This window comes from Bacillus sp. 007/AIA-02/001 (assembly GCF_004634455.1).
Taxonomy (GTDB): domain Bacteria; phylum Bacillota; class Bacilli; order Bacillales; family Bacillaceae_G; genus Bacillus_A; species Bacillus_A cereus.
On record NZ_SEIY01000001.1, the window covers coordinates 1,006,521 to 1,021,688 of the forward strand.

Here is a 15,168-nt window from a genome sequence, read left to right on the forward strand (position 1 = left end):
TTTTCACCTCATATGTAAATAATGCTATTTAAGTTGTTATTATAACGTATAAAACATTCGAGAACAAGTGTACGTACATATATTCGCAAAAAAAATGAAATTTGTAATATTTTTTAGGGCACTTTATAGACATTCCATTTAAGCGGACAGAGATTTGTTCTTCATTTCAGTCTTCTCTTGATGAGCAGGTAGTTTCTTATTATAAGATATGAAGTAAGGTAGTGCTACAAATAACATACCTCCTACTAAATTTCCAAAGAAAACAAAAATAAAGTTTGGAAAATATTCAGCCCAAGTGAAATGACCGGCAAAAATGGCGGCTGGGATGACAAACATATTGGCTACAACGTGTTGAAATCCAATCGCAACAAAAGTCATAACCGGGAACCAAATACCGATAATCTTTCCGATAAATTCTTTACTTCCCATACTGAGCCAAACAGCTAAACAAACGAGCCAATTACATCCGATTGCAGAAATAAATGCTTGCAATGGTGTATCTTGTAGTTTCGCTTGAGCGATAGAAATAGTTTTTGCTAAAAAAGCTCCTTCAGTTAAGCCAACGATATGACCGAAAAAGTAGGCTACAAATACAGCCCCTATGAAATTGCTAAATGTAACAATAACTAAATTTCGTATGAAATAAAATAAAGTAATTTTCTTTTGAAGCCAGGCCATAGAAACTGTCATCATGTTACCAGTTACTAGTTCACCGCCTGCAAGAATAACGAGAATAAGGCCAATAGGGAATACAGCAGCGCCTAGAAAACTAGTAAATGATCCCCAAGCCTTTGGCATTGTTCCAATAACATGAATATCGAGTAAATACCCTAATGCTATAAAAGCACCGCCAAAAAAACCGAGAATTAACATAGGGAGTAATGATAAATGAGCTTTTTTTCTTCCGGAATTAGCAGCAAGTTCCGTAATTTCTTCTGGTGTAAATACAGACATGAATAACCCCTCCGTAATAAAATGATGGAATGAATAGAAAAAATTTCGAAAATCTATGTATTATAAAAATATGTTATGACTTCTGTATAAAATTGTCAAAGTGAATAGAGAGGGAATTACATATTGATAACATTGTTCATGTTGTCACATGAATGTAACAATAAGGATTTAAAGTGTTTCTAGAGGTGAAAACATGAATACGAATCATGTAAAAAAAGAACGAAAAAAATCAATCGTAAAGATATTTATTATTAGTTTTATAAGTATATTAATGATACCAGTAAGTTTGTATTATTATGCGACAGAAATAGAACGAAAACTAGTAACAGTTACGTGGAATGAAATAGAAGCTTCTACAATTCCTAAAGAGTTTAATAATAAAAAAATATTGCAGTTTTCAGATGTACATTTAGGACCAGAGTTTACACTGAAACAACTTGAACATTTAGTGGAGAAGATGAATGAATTACATCCAGATATAGTAGTTTTTACCGGAGATTTAATAGATAAATTTGGGTCTTATAGTGCGGAAAGAGAAGAAGCGAAGGTTATTTTGCAGAAAATTTACGCTCCCTTAGGGAAATATGCTGTGTTTGGGAATCATGATAGGGGCGGGGGCGGTAGTTTATTTTACAAAAAATATATGGAAGAAGCTGGTTTTTCTGTATTAGTAAATGAAGTGCAGAAAATTAAAGTGGAAAACGGCAAATATATTATAATATCAGGTTTGGATGATTTTCTATTAGGGAAGCCGCAAATAGATTCAACTTTAAAAAATTTGAAACAAAATGATTTCAACATGTTATTAGTACATGAGCCGGATGTTGTAACCAAAATAAATCGTTACCCAGTTGATCTTCAACTGTCAGGACATAGTCACGGAGGACAAGTCCAAATTCCTTTTGTAGGTCCGTTAATTACTACCAAACTAGCTGAGCACTACGTTGAAGGTATGTATGAAGTAGAGGGGAAGAGTAAGCCGTTATATTTATATGTAAATCGTGGCATTGGGACTACTAGGATGCCTGTTAGATTTTGTAGTGTACCTGAACTTTCAATTTTTGTGTTGAAGCAAAATAGTAACTAGAATATTTAACAATATGATTCCAAGGAACGTGCGATGTTGGTCGATGGAAAAGAGTTTCTTAAAACTTTAGATGTGACAAAGTAATTTTCATAAGTAAAAAACAACAATAGGACCTATAAAGGGACCTATTGTTGTTTTTATCCTGCATTGATTGCCCATAAATGTCCGATTGATGAGGGCTAATTATAGTTTTACTTTGTTATTTTTGCAAGGAAAGACCATCAAAATATGTTCTATAGTTACTAGAGAATTCAAAGTTGTTTTTTGCATCCCAATTAATAGACCAAGACATTAGGCCGCGGAATGCAGGATAGCCACTCTGGTTAGAAAGTTTATACTTTCCTCCGAATGGAACTCCTTTAATGATATAATTTAAAGCTTTTTTCATTTCAGTTGGCGAAATGTATCCACCACTTGGAGCTGCCGCTGGTGCTGCTGGAAGCCCAATCATGACTTGATCTGAACGAAGAGCTGGGAAAATGTTATTTGCATTACCACCTACAGGAAAACCATGTAAGAGCATATCTGCCATAGCGACCTCGTAGTCTGCAGTACCTTGATTGTAGTTATTACCGTCCATTCCAATCCCGCTACCAGCGTTGTAGTGTTGAACGTGAATGTATGTTAGTTTATCTTTCACTCCGTAAATAATTGGTAAATATGCACCCCATATGCTTCCATATGCGCTATATCCGCCTTGAACATAAGCTGTTTCAGGGGCCATGCTTAATAGAAAATCTGGACCATAATGATCTGAGATTGTTCGAATAGCTGAAATAAGATTTACGATTTGAGGGGTAGTTGGGTTTTTGAAGTTAGTGTCATTTCCGTTTAAGTAAATACCTGATTCAAGGTCAATATCTATTCCGTCAAAACCGTATTTATCGATCAGAGATTGTATGGAATTAATAAAACGATCCTTAGCGGCATTGTCAGGAAGTAAAACGACCCCATTTTGTCCACCTATTGAAAGAACTACTTTCTTTCCTTTACTTTTTAAATAAGAAATATCTGATTTGAATTCTGCATCTGTACCATACACAGGAGAAAATTCAACAGTGGAACGATCACCACCAGTTTCACCAAAAGATACATTGATTACATCCCATTTTGGTGAAACGTCTTTTAATTTAATAATGCCAGTACCGTTATCAAAATTATGCCAGTATCCAACGAGTAATTTTGAACCTAAATTGTTTGCTGCTTGTGCTTGGAAAGGGGATAACGGTAGAAGTAAGAACATTACTAAAATACAACAAAAAAATTTGAACTTGTTTAACATATCAACACTCCTATACAAAAAGTTGTCTAGATGTATAATCTTGTTTATTTAATAATATCTGAAAATTCTTTCTTTTGTAAAGGGACTATAATTTTCTCAACAATTGTGTATGGGAAAGTATTAAACCTAATGTAATAATTTTTGAAGGAGGTTGAATTTTAATTGTTGAATTCAGAATATTTTGATATATTTTAAAGTATAGGACAAAATCTTTCGCACAGTACTCTTACATAAATTTCAAAATTTAGTTTGGAAGGGGATGTACAAGATTTGGATAAAAATCTAAAGAAAGACCTCAAAATACGCCACATTACAATGATTTCAATTGGCGGTGTAATAGGGGCTGGTTTGTTTGTTGGAAGTGGTGCAGTTGTACATTCGGCAGGACCAGGTTCTATCGTTTCATATGCATTAGCAGGACTTCTAGTCATTTTCGTCATGAGAATGCTAGGAGAAATGGCAGCTGTTAATCCGACAAGTGGTTCATTTGCAACGTATGCAAGAGAAGCGATTGGTCCTTGGGCGGGTTATACAATAGGCTGGTTATACTGGTTTTTTTGGGTAATTGTTATTGCAATAGAAGCCACAGCAGGTGCTGGTATTATCCAATATTGGATTCCACAAATACCGCTTTGGTTATTAAGTTTAATATTAACAATTTTATTAACGCTGACGAACGTTTTTTCGGTGAAATCATTTGGAGAGTTTGAATATTGGTTTTCTTTTATTAAAGTAATAAGTATTGTTTTGTTCCTTTGTCTAGGTCTTGCTGTTATTTTAGGATTTGTTCCAGGAACAGAAGCACCCGGCACTTCGAATTTAATTGGACAAGGTGGATTTATGCCAAACGGTATAAGTTCGGTACTGCTTGGAATTACTGTCGTTATATTTTCATTTATGGGATCAGAAATTGTAGCGGTAGCCGCAGGTGAATCTGCAGAACCTGTAAAAGCAGTAAAAACAGCAACAAACAGTGTGATTTGGCGTATTCTTGTATTTTTTATTGGGTCTATAGCGGTAGTTGTTACGCTACTGCCATGGAATTCAGCAAACATATTAAAAAGTCCATTTGTAGCTGTATTGGAACATATAGGAATACCAGCTGCGGCACAAATTATGAATTTTATCGTTTTAACAGCTGTACTCTCTTGTTTAAATTCGGGTTTATATACAAACTCAAGAATGCTTTTTTCGATGGCAGAAAGAGGAGATGCTCCAAAGGCGTTTTTGAAATTGAACAGTAGTGGTGTTCCAGTTCGGGCCGTTTTATTTGGAACTTTCTTCGCTTATATTGGCGTTGTGTTTAGTTACATTTCTCCAGATAAAGTCTTTTTGTTTTTAGTGAATGCTTCTGGCGGGATTGCGTTACTAGTTTATCTCGTTATTGCAGTTTCGCATTTAAAGATGCGTAAAAAAATGGGGAAAGTGGAACAACAAAATTTGAAAGTGAAAATGTGGCTTTTTCCGTATGTAACGTATGTTACAATTGTTGCTATTATAGCAGTTTTAGTTGCGATGTTCGCAATTGATACTTTACGTTCACAAGCACTTTTAACAATGTTTGTTACTGTTCTTATCATACTTTCTTATTTTATTTTTAATAGAAATAAAAATAGCACAGTTTTGAATCCTAAAAGTAAGAATGAGGAATCTGTTCGATTCTAATTTTCTAATTTTCGAAGAGAGTTACACCCAGTCATTGCTATAAAAGAATCATATATAATCATAGAAACAAGTAATTACTATTGTCATAGTGGATATAAACTTTTTTCTTGACTTTTTATACGAAGGCGAGCAAAATGGTAAAAAAGGAAGGGGGGATGATAATGGAAGAGTACGTATTAGAGCTGTATAACCTGTTATATACGACAGAATGGCAAGATATTGTTTCGTTTCTAGGAATCGTATTTTGCATGAAAATTGTAATTGTATATATGGAAGAGCAAGGTATGTTCTATTCCTTCTCATCCCCGTTCGATATGCAGCGCGAGCCGTTGCTAAACTATGCCAATGTGAATTACGAACAAATTCCTTTTGTTATTTTCTTTATGATTCGATTTATTACAGCAATTGTAAGGAAAAAGGAAAGTGACGATGAAGAGTGCCACTCAACTTGTAATATAGCGAATGTTTTTTAAGCTAAATACAAGGAGGAGATTTATATGTGGTTTCGATTTCTTATGATTGGTTTCTTTTCATTAACAGCAATTTCTTTAATGGGATATCAAGTGTCTGAAATTTTTCAAGCATATAGCGATACATTTTTTAACAAAAACTAATCGCGTTGCTATTTGAATAATAAAGCGATAAAATCCTTCTTAAGAAGTTTTATTAAGAAGGATTTTTTCTTTGTCTTATCTTGCTGTGTCAAACTATTGTCACATTTACACTGTGAATAGTATGTTAAAATAGTGAGGTTACGTATACATATTTGAAGGAAGAGGGAGTGACCATTTTGGTGGATCAATCAACAAATCAGAAAAGCTATGCTCCTATTGTGATAACGCTTTCTGTAATTGTAAATGCGATTATTTTATTTTTGTTCTTTGGACCTGTTGGCTATGAAGGAGAATTACATTTTGATGTAACAATTTTACCAATGTTAAATGCAATTTTTAATAGCTTTACGTTCGTATTCTTATTAGCAGCTCTATACTCTATTATTAAGAAGAATGTGAAAATGCACCGTGGTTTCATCCTGGCAGCATTTACAACGACGTTGCTATTTTGTGTTTCTTATTTATCTTATCATTACTTAGCACCAGCAACACATTTTGGCGGAGAAGGATTCATTAAATATGTGTATTTCATCATTTTAATTACACATATTATCCTGGCGGCAATTATTGTACCGCTTGCATTGTTTGCACTTGTATTTGGTTTTACAAATCAATTAACACGTCATCGTAAAATTGTACGTTGGACGATGCCGATTTGGTTATATGTAAGTTTATCTGGTGTTATTGTTTACTTAATGATCTCACCTTATTACCAATAAAAAATCTCAGCCTGTAGGCTGGGATTTTTTTATTAAGCAAATATTTTTGTGAAATGAAAAAAATATGGTATACAAAAGTATAGTTGCTTTTCATATAGAAGGGATGGTAAAGGAATATGCAAAATTTTGTATTTCGTAATCCAACGAAACTTATTTTCGGTAAAGGTCAATTAGAGCAGTTAAAAACTGAAATTCCACAGTTCGGTAAAAAAGTTCTTCTCGTATACGGGGGAGGCAGCATTAAAAGAAACGGTATTTATGATAATGTAATTTCTATTTTAAAGGATATAAATGCAGAAGTATTTGAATTGACAGGTGTTGAACCGAATCCACGTGTATCAACTGTAAAGAAAGGGATTCAAATTTGTAAAGAAAATGGTGTTGAATTTATTTTAGCAGTTGGTGGAGGAAGTGTGATCGACTGTACGAAGGCAATTGCAGCTGGTAGTAAGTACGATGGAGATGTATGGGATATTGTAACGAAAAAAACATTTGCTAATGAGGCATTACCATTTGGTACTGTACTTACTCTTGCAGCAACAGGATCTGAAATGAATGCAGGCTCGGTAATTACAAACTGGGAAACGAATGAAAAGTATGGATGGGGTAGCCCAGTTACTTTCCCGCAGTTTTCAATTTTAGATCCAGTTCATACTACTTCTGTACCGAAAGATCAAACAATTTACGGTATGGTAGATATTATGTCGCACGTATTAGAACAATATTTCCATCATGGAACGAATACAGAACTACAAGATCGTTATTGTGAAGCTGTTTTAAAAACAGTAATTGAGACAGCACCTAAGCTTTTAAGTGATTTAGAAAATTATGAGCATAGAGAAACTATTTTATATTGTGGTACTATGGCGTTAAACGGCATTTTAGCGATGGGAGTAAAAGGAGATTGGGCGACTCATAATATTGAGCATGCAGTTTCTGCTGTTCATGATATACCACACGGGGGTGGCCTTGCGATTTTATTCCCGAACTGGATGAAACATGTTGTAGAGGAAAATGTAAGTCGTTTTAAACAGTTCGCTATTCGTGTATTTGATATAGAAACAGATGGCAAAACAGATAAAGAAGTGGCTTTAGAAGGAATTAAGGCACTGCGTCAATTTTGGACTTCAATTGAAGCGCCAGCAACATTAGCTGATTACGGTATTGGAGAAAATGAAATTGATATAATGGCTAATAAAGCGATGGCGTATGGTGAATTTGGTAACTTTAAAAAATTAAATAAAGATGATGTTTTAAGTATATATAAAGCTTCTTTATAAGTGAATTTAGAAAAGAAACCTATTTGATTGTTTAATCGAATAGGTTTCTTTTTGCTGTTTATAAATGTTTATGGTTGTTTTTGATTATTTTTGATTGTTTGTGGTTGATTTTTGTGACCGTTTTCATTATACTGTAATCAAAGAAGAGGTGAATAAAATGTTAACTCCTGAACGTCATCAAATGATATTGCAACTTGTAAAAGAACAGAAAGTTGTAAAATTACAGCAATTAGTTGAAAGAACAGAAAGCTCTGAGTCGACAATTCGCCGTGATTTAGCACAATTGGAAAAGCAAAGGTTATTAAAAAGAGTTCATGGTGGTGCTGCTGTTTTAACAGGAAAAGGGCAAGAACCAACGATGGTTGAAAAATCATCCAAAAACATTCAAATAAAACAACAAATTGCTAATTATGCGGCTAGCGTTATTGAACAAGGTGATTGTATTTATTTAGATGCAGGAAGTACAACATTTGAAATGATTCCATTTTTAATAAATAAAGATGTGACTGTCGTTACGAATGGACTTATGCATATTGAAGCTTTAGTTGAAAATAATATTCGTGCGTATTTACTAGGTGGAATGATGAAGAGTAGGACGAAAGCTTTAATCGGTGCTATGGCACAGGAAAGTATGCAGAAGTATCGTTTTGATAAATGTTTTTTAGGTGCAAATGGTGTACATGAACAGCTTGGCTTTACAACGCCAGATCCAGAAGAAGCGCTCTTAAAACAAATGGCATTAACATTAGCAAACGAAGGATATTTCTTAATTGATGAAAGTAAGTTTTCAGAAGTTGCATTTGCGAAAATTGCAAATGTTGAAGAAGCAAATATTATTACAAACCATTTAGAAATTGATTTAGAAAAATATAAAAGACAAACCAATGTAATTGAGGCTGATAAACAATGATCTATACAGTTACTTTAAACCCATCTATTGATTATGTAGTACAAGTTAATTCCTTTGATTTAGGCGCAGTCAATCGAGCAGAGAAAGATATGAAGTTTCCTGGAGGAAAAGGGATTAATGTTTCTCGCGTTCTCCATCGTTTAGGTGTGGAAAATATAGCACTTGGATTTACTGGTGGATTCACCGGTCAATTTATTAAAGGTGTATTACAGGCGGAAGGCGTAATGACAAACTTCATCCAAGTAGACGGAGATTCCCGAATTAATGTGAAAATAAAAGGGCAAGAAGAGACAGAATTAAATGGGCAAGGTCCTAATGTGACAAATGAGCAATTTGAACAATTAATGAAACAAATCGAAAGTATGAAGCAGGGAGATTGCGTTGTGCTAGCTGGAAGTGTACCTGCATCTATCCCAACTACCTTTTATGAATCAATCGCAGCGCTCGGAGCTGAAAAAGGTATTCGAGTAGTAGTCGATGCGAGTGGAAGTGCACTGCAGCATGTAATTAAAAATAAGCCATTTTTAATTAAGCCAAACCATCATGAACTTGGTGAGTTGTTTGGAGTGGAGCTTTCAACAGTAGAGGACGTTTTACCTTATGGAAGAAAATTAATTGAACAAGGTATAAAACACGTTATCGTATCGATGGCTGGAGAGGGAGCTTTATTATTTACGGCAGAAGGTATATATGAAGCGACTGTTCCAAAAGGTGTTGTAATTAATTCAGTTGGGGCCGGAGATTCTCTTGTTGCAGGGTTTGTAGGCAAATATGAACAGACAAAAGATATTGAAAAGGCATTTCAATACGGCGTTGCAACAGGGAGTGCAACAGCATTTTCAGCTGATTTATGTAAGAAGGAAAAAGTAGAAGAATTATTGTCGCAAGTAATTGTAGCTAAGCGATAGGGGGGAAGCAACATATGAAAATTACAGAACTATTAAAAAGAGATACAGTCATTATGGATTTGACAGCTTCAAATAAAGAAGCTGTCATAGATGAATTAGTTGAGAAATTAAATGGGGCAAATCGTTTAAATAGTAAAATGGAATTTAAAGAAGCTATTTTAAAGCGGGAGTCCCAAAGTACGACTGGAATAGGGGAAGGTATTGCAATACCTCATGCGAAGACAAAGGCTGTTAAACAACCATCGATTTGTTTTGGTAGAAGTGTAAGCGGTATCAATTATGAGTCGCTTGACGGACAGCCAGCACACTTATTCTTTATGATTGCTGCAAGTGAAGGAGCGAATAATACTCATTTAGAAACGTTGTCTCGTTTATCGACATTATTAATGGATGAAGGATTTCGCAAGCAACTATTAGAAGCAAAGGATGAAAGTGAGCTTCTTCAACTATTTGATGAAAAAGAGAATGAAAAAGAAGAAGAGATTGAAGTCGCAAAACCAGAAGTAAATGAACCGTACGTACTTGCTGTTACAGCTTGTCCAACTGGAATCGCTCACACATATATGGCAGCGGATAGCTTAAAAGCAAAAGCGACAGAGTTAGGAATAGCGATTAAAGTTGAAACAAACGGATCGACAGGTATTAAAAACGGTTTAACGAAAGAGGATATTGAACGTGCAACAGCTATTATTGTTGCGGCGGATAAACAAGTAGAAATGAATCGTTTTGCTGGTAAACATGTCATTCAAGTACCAGTCGCTGATGGGATTAGAAAAACGGAAACACTTCTTAATCGAGCTGTAAAGCAAGATGCACCAATCTTTAAAGGTGTAAAAGAAGATGGAAAGGCAGAAAGTACGGAAAAAGAAAAAGGATTAGGAATTTATAAGCATTTAATGAATGGCGTAAGTAATATGCTTCCGTTCGTTGTTGGCGGCGGGATTTTAATAGCGCTAGCGTTTTCGTTTGGTGGTATAAAGGCGGAAGGTCCTTTAGCTGAATTGTTCATGTCAATTGGTGGAGGAAAAACAGGTGCGTTTTTATTCCTTGTACCAATTTTAGCTGGATTTATTGCAAGTTCTATTGCTGATCGTCCTGGTTTTATGCCTGGTGTTGTAGGTGGATTTTTAGCGGCGAATGCGAATGCTGGCTTTTTAGGTGGATTAATTGCTGGTTTCTTAGCTGGATATGTTGTTTTAGGGTTGAAAAGATTATTTTCAGGACTACCAGTACAATTAGAAGGAATTAAACCTGTTTTGTTATATCCAGTCTTTGGATTATTGATTACAGGAGTTGTAATGCAAAAAGCAGTGATTCCGCCTGTAGTAGCATTAAATGAAATGTTGACAGGGTGGTTAAATGGTTTAAACGGTACGAATGCTATATTACTAGGTCTTATTTTAGGTGGTATGATGGCAATTGATATGGGTGGTCCAATTAATAAAGCGGCGTTTACGTTTGGTATTGCTGCAATAGAAGCACAGAATTTTGGAGTGCACTCAGCAGTTATGGCTGGTGGTATGGTACCGCCACTTGCGATTGCATTTGCAACTACATTCTTTAAATCAAAGTTTACAGAAGCGGAACGTAAATCTGGTTTAACAAATTATATTATGGGAGCATCGTTCATTACAGAAGGTGCGATTCCGTTTGCAGCTGCAGATCCGGTTCGAGTAATTGTAAGTTGTGTTGTTGGTTCAAGTATTGCAGGTGCGTTATCTATGTTATTCCAAATTACATTACCAGCACCGCATGGTGGATTATTTGTAATAGCGTTAGTAAATAAACCGTTACTATATATTTTCTCTATATTAATTGGAACGATTGTCTCGGCTATTATGCTAGGTGTTTGGAAAAAGAAAGTTCAATAACAAATGAAAAGAGAGCAGCTTTTAGTAGCTGCTCTCTTTTTATTACAAAAAAATAGGTTAACAATTAAATATTGATGTTTTTTGGTAAAAGATGTAACGAATTGTGAATTTTTTGTAACAAAAAAGTAACACTGTAATTTTTTCTGGAAAAAAGTTCTTGTGCTCGTATATGAAAAATATATGAAAACCACTGGAGATTGTATGAGAAATACATTTTATTAATATGGAAATTTATGTTACAACTCGTTAATCGTATATTACGAATGCTTTGTAATTGTGTGATTTCTAAAAATTCTAAAAATCTGTTGCTATAATGAAAATACGAAAACAAAGCAAATGGAGGCTATTCATGAAAAAATTATTAGGTATAGCAACAGCAGCAGTTTTTGGTCTTGGGATTTTTGCGGGTTCTGCTAAAGCGGAAACAATTGTAACAACAGACGTATTAAATGTTAGAGAAAACCCAAATGTAGAGTCAAAGCTTGTAGGTAAAGTGTTAAGTGGGAATACACTAGATGTTATAAATACAGAAAATGGATGGACAAAAATTAAGTTGAACGGTAAGGAAGCGTTTGTAAGTGCCGATTTTACAAAGAGCACATATTATGTAACGGCGGGCGTATTAAATGTTCGTGCTGGAGCGAATACTGATTCTGAAATTTTAGGTAAACTTAATAAAAATGATGTGATTGAAACGACGAATCAAGTTCAAAATGAATGGTTACAATTCGACTACAATGGAAAAGTTGGATATGTTCACGTGCCATTTTTAACAGGAACAGCACCTGTAATCGAAAAGAAAGAGGTTGTAGCTCAAGAAGAAGCGCCAGCTAGAACAAATACGCCGGTTAAAAATAATACAGTAGTTAAGAATAAAGAGTCTGTTAAGAGTAACGATTCTATTAAGAATGTAGAATCAAGTAAACCTGTGGTAAAAGAAAAACCGGCTGCAAAACCAGTTGCAAAATCTACTGAAACAAGTGCGCCTACTGGTGGTCGTGAAATTACAGTAGAAGCGACGGCATATACAGCAGATCCGAGTGAGAATGGTTCGTATGGTGGTCGTGTATTAACTGCAATGGGGCATGATTTAACAGCAAATCCAAATATGAAAGTAATTGCTGTTGATCCGAAAGTAATTCCGCTTGGATCAAAAGTATGGGTAGAAGGATATGGAGAAGCGATTGCTGGAGACACTGGTGGTGCGATTAAAGGAAATCGTATTGATGTATTAGTCGGTTCAGATGGTAGTGCTAATAGCTGGGGGCGCAAATCTGTAAAAGTGAAAGTTATACAATAGGTTATCGATATTAATATAAAAAGCGGTTGCTTGAAATTATGTAAGCAGCCGCTTTTTATGGATTATTGAAATGGATAAATAGTTTTACCTGTAATAATTTTATATGCACTGCAAAATTGCGTTTGTATATATTCTGTATTTTTATTTTCTGGATGTAATGTTGTTTCATGGAGGGTAGAATGAAAAGCCCGTAGTAAACAATTTAGGGCGAAGTATAATTCCTCTTGTGAACAATTTTGTTCTTTTATAGAAGTAGCTAAAATGAGGTCTTTTGTCAAAGATGAAAAATTGATGGTGGATTGTTTCATAGTTAACTCATCCTCTCGAAACTATTTTTATCATGTATATGCAGAATTGGACAAACTATGTTCTTTTTTCTGTATAATTTCATGTACCGAAATGAAAGAACTTGCAATCATGCCGTTAAAATTGGTAAGATTGGGTATAATCAATAGATGGAGTATATTACATAAAGAGAGTTGAATGATATGGGAGAAGTGCAACGTGAAAAAGTTGCTGTCATCATTGGACCAACTGCTGTTGGAAAGACGAAGTTAAGTATCAATCTTGCCAAAGCGTTGAACGGTGAAATTATTAGTGGTGATTCCATGCAGATCTATCGAACGATGGATATTGGAACTGCAAAGGTAACAAAAGCAGAGATGGACGGAATTCCACATTATATGATCGATATAAAAAATCCGGAAGATTCATTTTCTGTCGCGGAATTTCAAGAACGTGTTCGCAAGCATATTCGAGAAATTACAGAACGTGGTAAATTACCAATTATAGTTGGTGGGACCGGTCTTTATATACAATCTGTTTTATTCGATTATCAGTTTACAGATGATGCTGGTGATGTGATATACCGAGAGCAAATGGAAAAGTTAGCTTTAGAACGCGGTGTGGAATATGTACATAAAAAATTGCAAGAAGTAGATCCAGAAAGTGCGGAGCGTATTCACGCAAATAATGTACGACGTGTCATTCGGGCGTTAGAAATTTTCCACACGTCGGGTGAAAAAATGAGTGAACAAATTGAGAAACAAGAAAAAGAGTTACTCTATGATGTTTCATTAATTGGCTTGACAATGGATCGAGAAATGCTATACGATCGCATTAACTTACGAGTGGATTTGATGATGGAACAAGGCCTATTAGAGGAAGTAGAAGGGCTGTATAATAGAGGGATACGAGATTGTCAATCTATTCAAGCGATTGGATATAAAGAAATCTATGATTATTTTGAGAATCGAGTTTCTTTAGAAGATGCGGTATCACAATTAAAGACGAATTCGCGTCGTTATGCAAAGCGTCAATTAACGTGGTTCCGTAATAAAATGGATGTCACGTGGTTTGATGTTACAAACGGTGAAAAAACGTCAGAAATTTTACGATACATAGAAGGAAAGTTACAAGTAAAGTCGAATAATAGTAAGTAGAGAAAAAGAGGAGGATTCGACATGAAGCAATCAATCAATATTCAAGATCAGTTTTTAAATCAACTCCGTAAAGAAAATACGTTTGTTACGCTGTACTTATTAAATGGTTTCCAGCTTCGTGGACTAATTAAAGGATTTGATAATTTTACAGTCCTGCTGGAAACAGAAGGTAAGCAACAGCTTATTTATAAACATGCAATTTCTACATTTGTACCACAAAAAAATGTTTCAATTGAATTAGAATAGTAATGAATTATTGTACATAACAAAAAAGAGCGAGTTTCCTCGCTCTTTTTTTATTTGTCATAAACAATATATAGTGAAATTTAAGCGATTCTAAATACAGTAAGGCGGATGTTAGTATTTCCTGTTGCAGGGATCGTAATCTCATTAAGTGTAGATTGGACAGAGATTCTTGCACCAGCTGCTAATGTTTCTATTGTAGTAAATGAAAGTGAGTCGCCTATTAAATTTGAAGAGAAATTATCAGTTGCGACTGCTCCATTAATTGAAATTCCTACTCCGAGTGGAGCGCATCCTGGCGCAGTTGTAGAAATGGATACGCTAATTACATAAATACCACCGTTAATAACAGTAACTGTATCTGTGCCGTTGAAGATAATATTGTTTACGTTAATTGCAGTACTAAAAATAAAATTATTAAATTGCAGTACTGTTTGCTGAATATTGTTTGTTACAACAATTGTTGCTATAGGGAAGCTAGGTCCAGTAGGCCCAGTAGGTCCGGTAGGTCCACCAGAAGGTCCAGTAGGTCCAGTAACTCCTATGCCAGTAGCGCCGGTAGCACCCGTTGGTCCTTGAATGCCTTGAGGCCCGGTAGCGCCTGTGTTACCTTGAACACCTTGAGGTCCAGTGGCACCAGTAGCACCCGTGTTACCTTGAGCACCTTGAGGTCCAGTGGCACCAGTAGCACCCGTGTTACCTTGAACACCTTGAGGTCCAGTGGCACCAGTAGCGCCTGTGTTACCTTGAACACCTTGAGGTCCAGTGGCACCAGTAGCGCCTGTGTTACCTTGAACACCTTGAGGTCCAGTAGCGCCAGTAGCACCCGTGTTACCTTGAACACCTTGAGGTCCAGTGGCACCAGTAGCGCCTGTGTTACCTTGAACACCTTG

At 35.4% G+C, this 15,168-nt stretch carries 15 protein-coding genes; 11 read left to right on the forward strand and 4 right to left on the reverse strand.

Going from position 1 to position 15,168, the window contains the following annotated elements:
- Positions 1 to 138: 138 nt before the first annotated feature.
- Complete coding sequence (locus ES895_RS05365) at positions 139 to 954, reverse strand: formate/nitrite transporter family protein (RefSeq protein ID WP_000110530.1); 816 nt, start codon at positions 952 to 954, stop codon at positions 139 to 141.
- 193 nt (positions 955 to 1,147) lie between these two features.
- Here ES895_RS05365 and ES895_RS05370 point away from each other — a divergent pair, with 193 nt between their 5' ends.
- Entirely contained in the window at positions 1,148 to 2,041 is an 894-nt protein-coding gene (locus tag ES895_RS05370) for a metallophosphoesterase (RefSeq protein ID WP_001095345.1), read from the forward strand.
- A gap of 199 nt (positions 2,042 to 2,240) precedes the next feature.
- On the opposite strand, the gene ES895_RS05375 is transcribed toward ES895_RS05370, so the two are convergent.
- Positions 2,241 to 3,323 (reverse strand): chitinase, encoded by a 1,083-nt coding sequence (locus ES895_RS05375; RefSeq protein WP_000932440.1) that lies wholly within the window; start codon positions 3,321 to 3,323, stop codon positions 2,241 to 2,243.
- A gap of 270 nt (positions 3,324 to 3,593) precedes the next feature.
- Between ES895_RS05375 and gabP the strand changes: the two genes are divergently transcribed.
- The 8 genes from gabP to entD all read left to right on the forward strand — a co-directional run bounded on the left by gabP (position 3,594) and on the right by entD (position 12,590).
- Entirely contained in the window at positions 3,594 to 4,988 is a 1,395-nt protein-coding gene (gabP, locus tag ES895_RS05385; RefSeq protein ID WP_000360110.1) for a GABA permease, read from the forward strand.
- A gap of 134 nt (positions 4,989 to 5,122) precedes the next feature.
- A complete protein-coding gene (locus ES895_RS05390) occupies positions 5,123 to 5,461 on the forward strand; it encodes a hypothetical protein (RefSeq protein ID WP_002005644.1) in 339 nt (112 codons plus the stop codon).
- 317 nt (positions 5,462 to 5,778) lie between these two features.
- The gene (locus ES895_RS05395) at positions 5,779 to 6,321 is read left to right on the forward strand and encodes a DUF420 domain-containing protein (RefSeq protein WP_000228314.1); all 543 of its coding nucleotides are present in this window, start codon (positions 5,779 to 5,781) and stop codon (positions 6,319 to 6,321) included.
- A 116-nt stretch (positions 6,322 to 6,437) separates the two neighbouring features.
- A complete protein-coding gene (locus tag ES895_RS05400; RefSeq protein ID WP_001179092.1) occupies positions 6,438 to 7,601 on the forward strand; it encodes an iron-containing alcohol dehydrogenase in 1,164 nt (387 codons plus the stop codon).
- A 157-nt stretch (positions 7,602 to 7,758) separates the two neighbouring features.
- Positions 7,759 to 8,511: a DeoR/GlpR family DNA-binding transcription regulator gene (locus tag ES895_RS05405; protein ID WP_000957286.1), complete on the forward strand. Its 753-nt coding sequence runs from the start codon at positions 7,759 to 7,761 to the stop codon at positions 8,509 to 8,511.
- Positions 8,508 to 9,419 carry a 1-phosphofructokinase gene (gene pfkB, locus ES895_RS05410; RefSeq protein WP_000640830.1) on the forward strand — a complete coding sequence of 304 codons (912 nt, stop codon included), beginning with the start codon at positions 8,508 to 8,510 and terminating at the stop codon, positions 9,417 to 9,419. Before ES895_RS05405 ends, pfkB begins: the two co-directional genes overlap by 4 nt.
- A gap of 14 nt (positions 9,420 to 9,433) precedes the next feature.
- Complete coding sequence (locus ES895_RS05415; RefSeq protein WP_000704599.1) at positions 9,434 to 11,290, forward strand: PTS fructose transporter subunit IIABC; 1,857 nt, start codon at positions 9,434 to 9,436, stop codon at positions 11,288 to 11,290.
- A gap of 349 nt (positions 11,291 to 11,639) precedes the next feature.
- On the forward strand, positions 11,640 to 12,590 hold the full coding sequence (entD, locus tag ES895_RS05420; protein ID WP_000734613.1) for a cell wall-binding protein EntD: 951 nt from the start codon (positions 11,640 to 11,642) through the stop codon (positions 12,588 to 12,590).
- A 62-nt stretch (positions 12,591 to 12,652) separates the two neighbouring features.
- Here entD and ES895_RS05425 read toward each other — a convergent pair whose 3' ends face one another.
- Entirely contained in the window at positions 12,653 to 12,898 is a 246-nt protein-coding gene (locus ES895_RS05425) for a hypothetical protein (RefSeq protein ID WP_000814426.1), read from the reverse strand.
- A gap of 180 nt (positions 12,899 to 13,078) precedes the next feature.
- On the opposite strand from ES895_RS05425, the gene miaA reads away from it, so the two are divergent.
- Together miaA and hfq are read left to right on the forward strand one after the other, a co-directional pair.
- The gene (gene miaA / locus ES895_RS05430; protein ID WP_000504957.1) at positions 13,079 to 14,032 is read left to right on the forward strand and encodes a tRNA (adenosine(37)-N6)-dimethylallyltransferase MiaA; all 954 of its coding nucleotides are present in this window, start codon (positions 13,079 to 13,081) and stop codon (positions 14,030 to 14,032) included.
- Between the two features lie 21 nt (positions 14,033 to 14,053).
- A complete protein-coding gene (hfq, locus tag ES895_RS05435; RefSeq protein ID WP_000813896.1) occupies positions 14,054 to 14,278 on the forward strand; it encodes an RNA chaperone Hfq in 225 nt (74 codons plus the stop codon).
- Between the two features lie 80 nt (positions 14,279 to 14,358).
- Here the strand turns inward: hfq and ES895_RS05440 are convergent.
- On the reverse strand, positions 14,359 to 15,168 hold an 810-nt coding region (locus tag ES895_RS05440; RefSeq protein ID WP_135238181.1), incomplete at its 5' end, for a Gly-Xaa-Xaa repeat protein.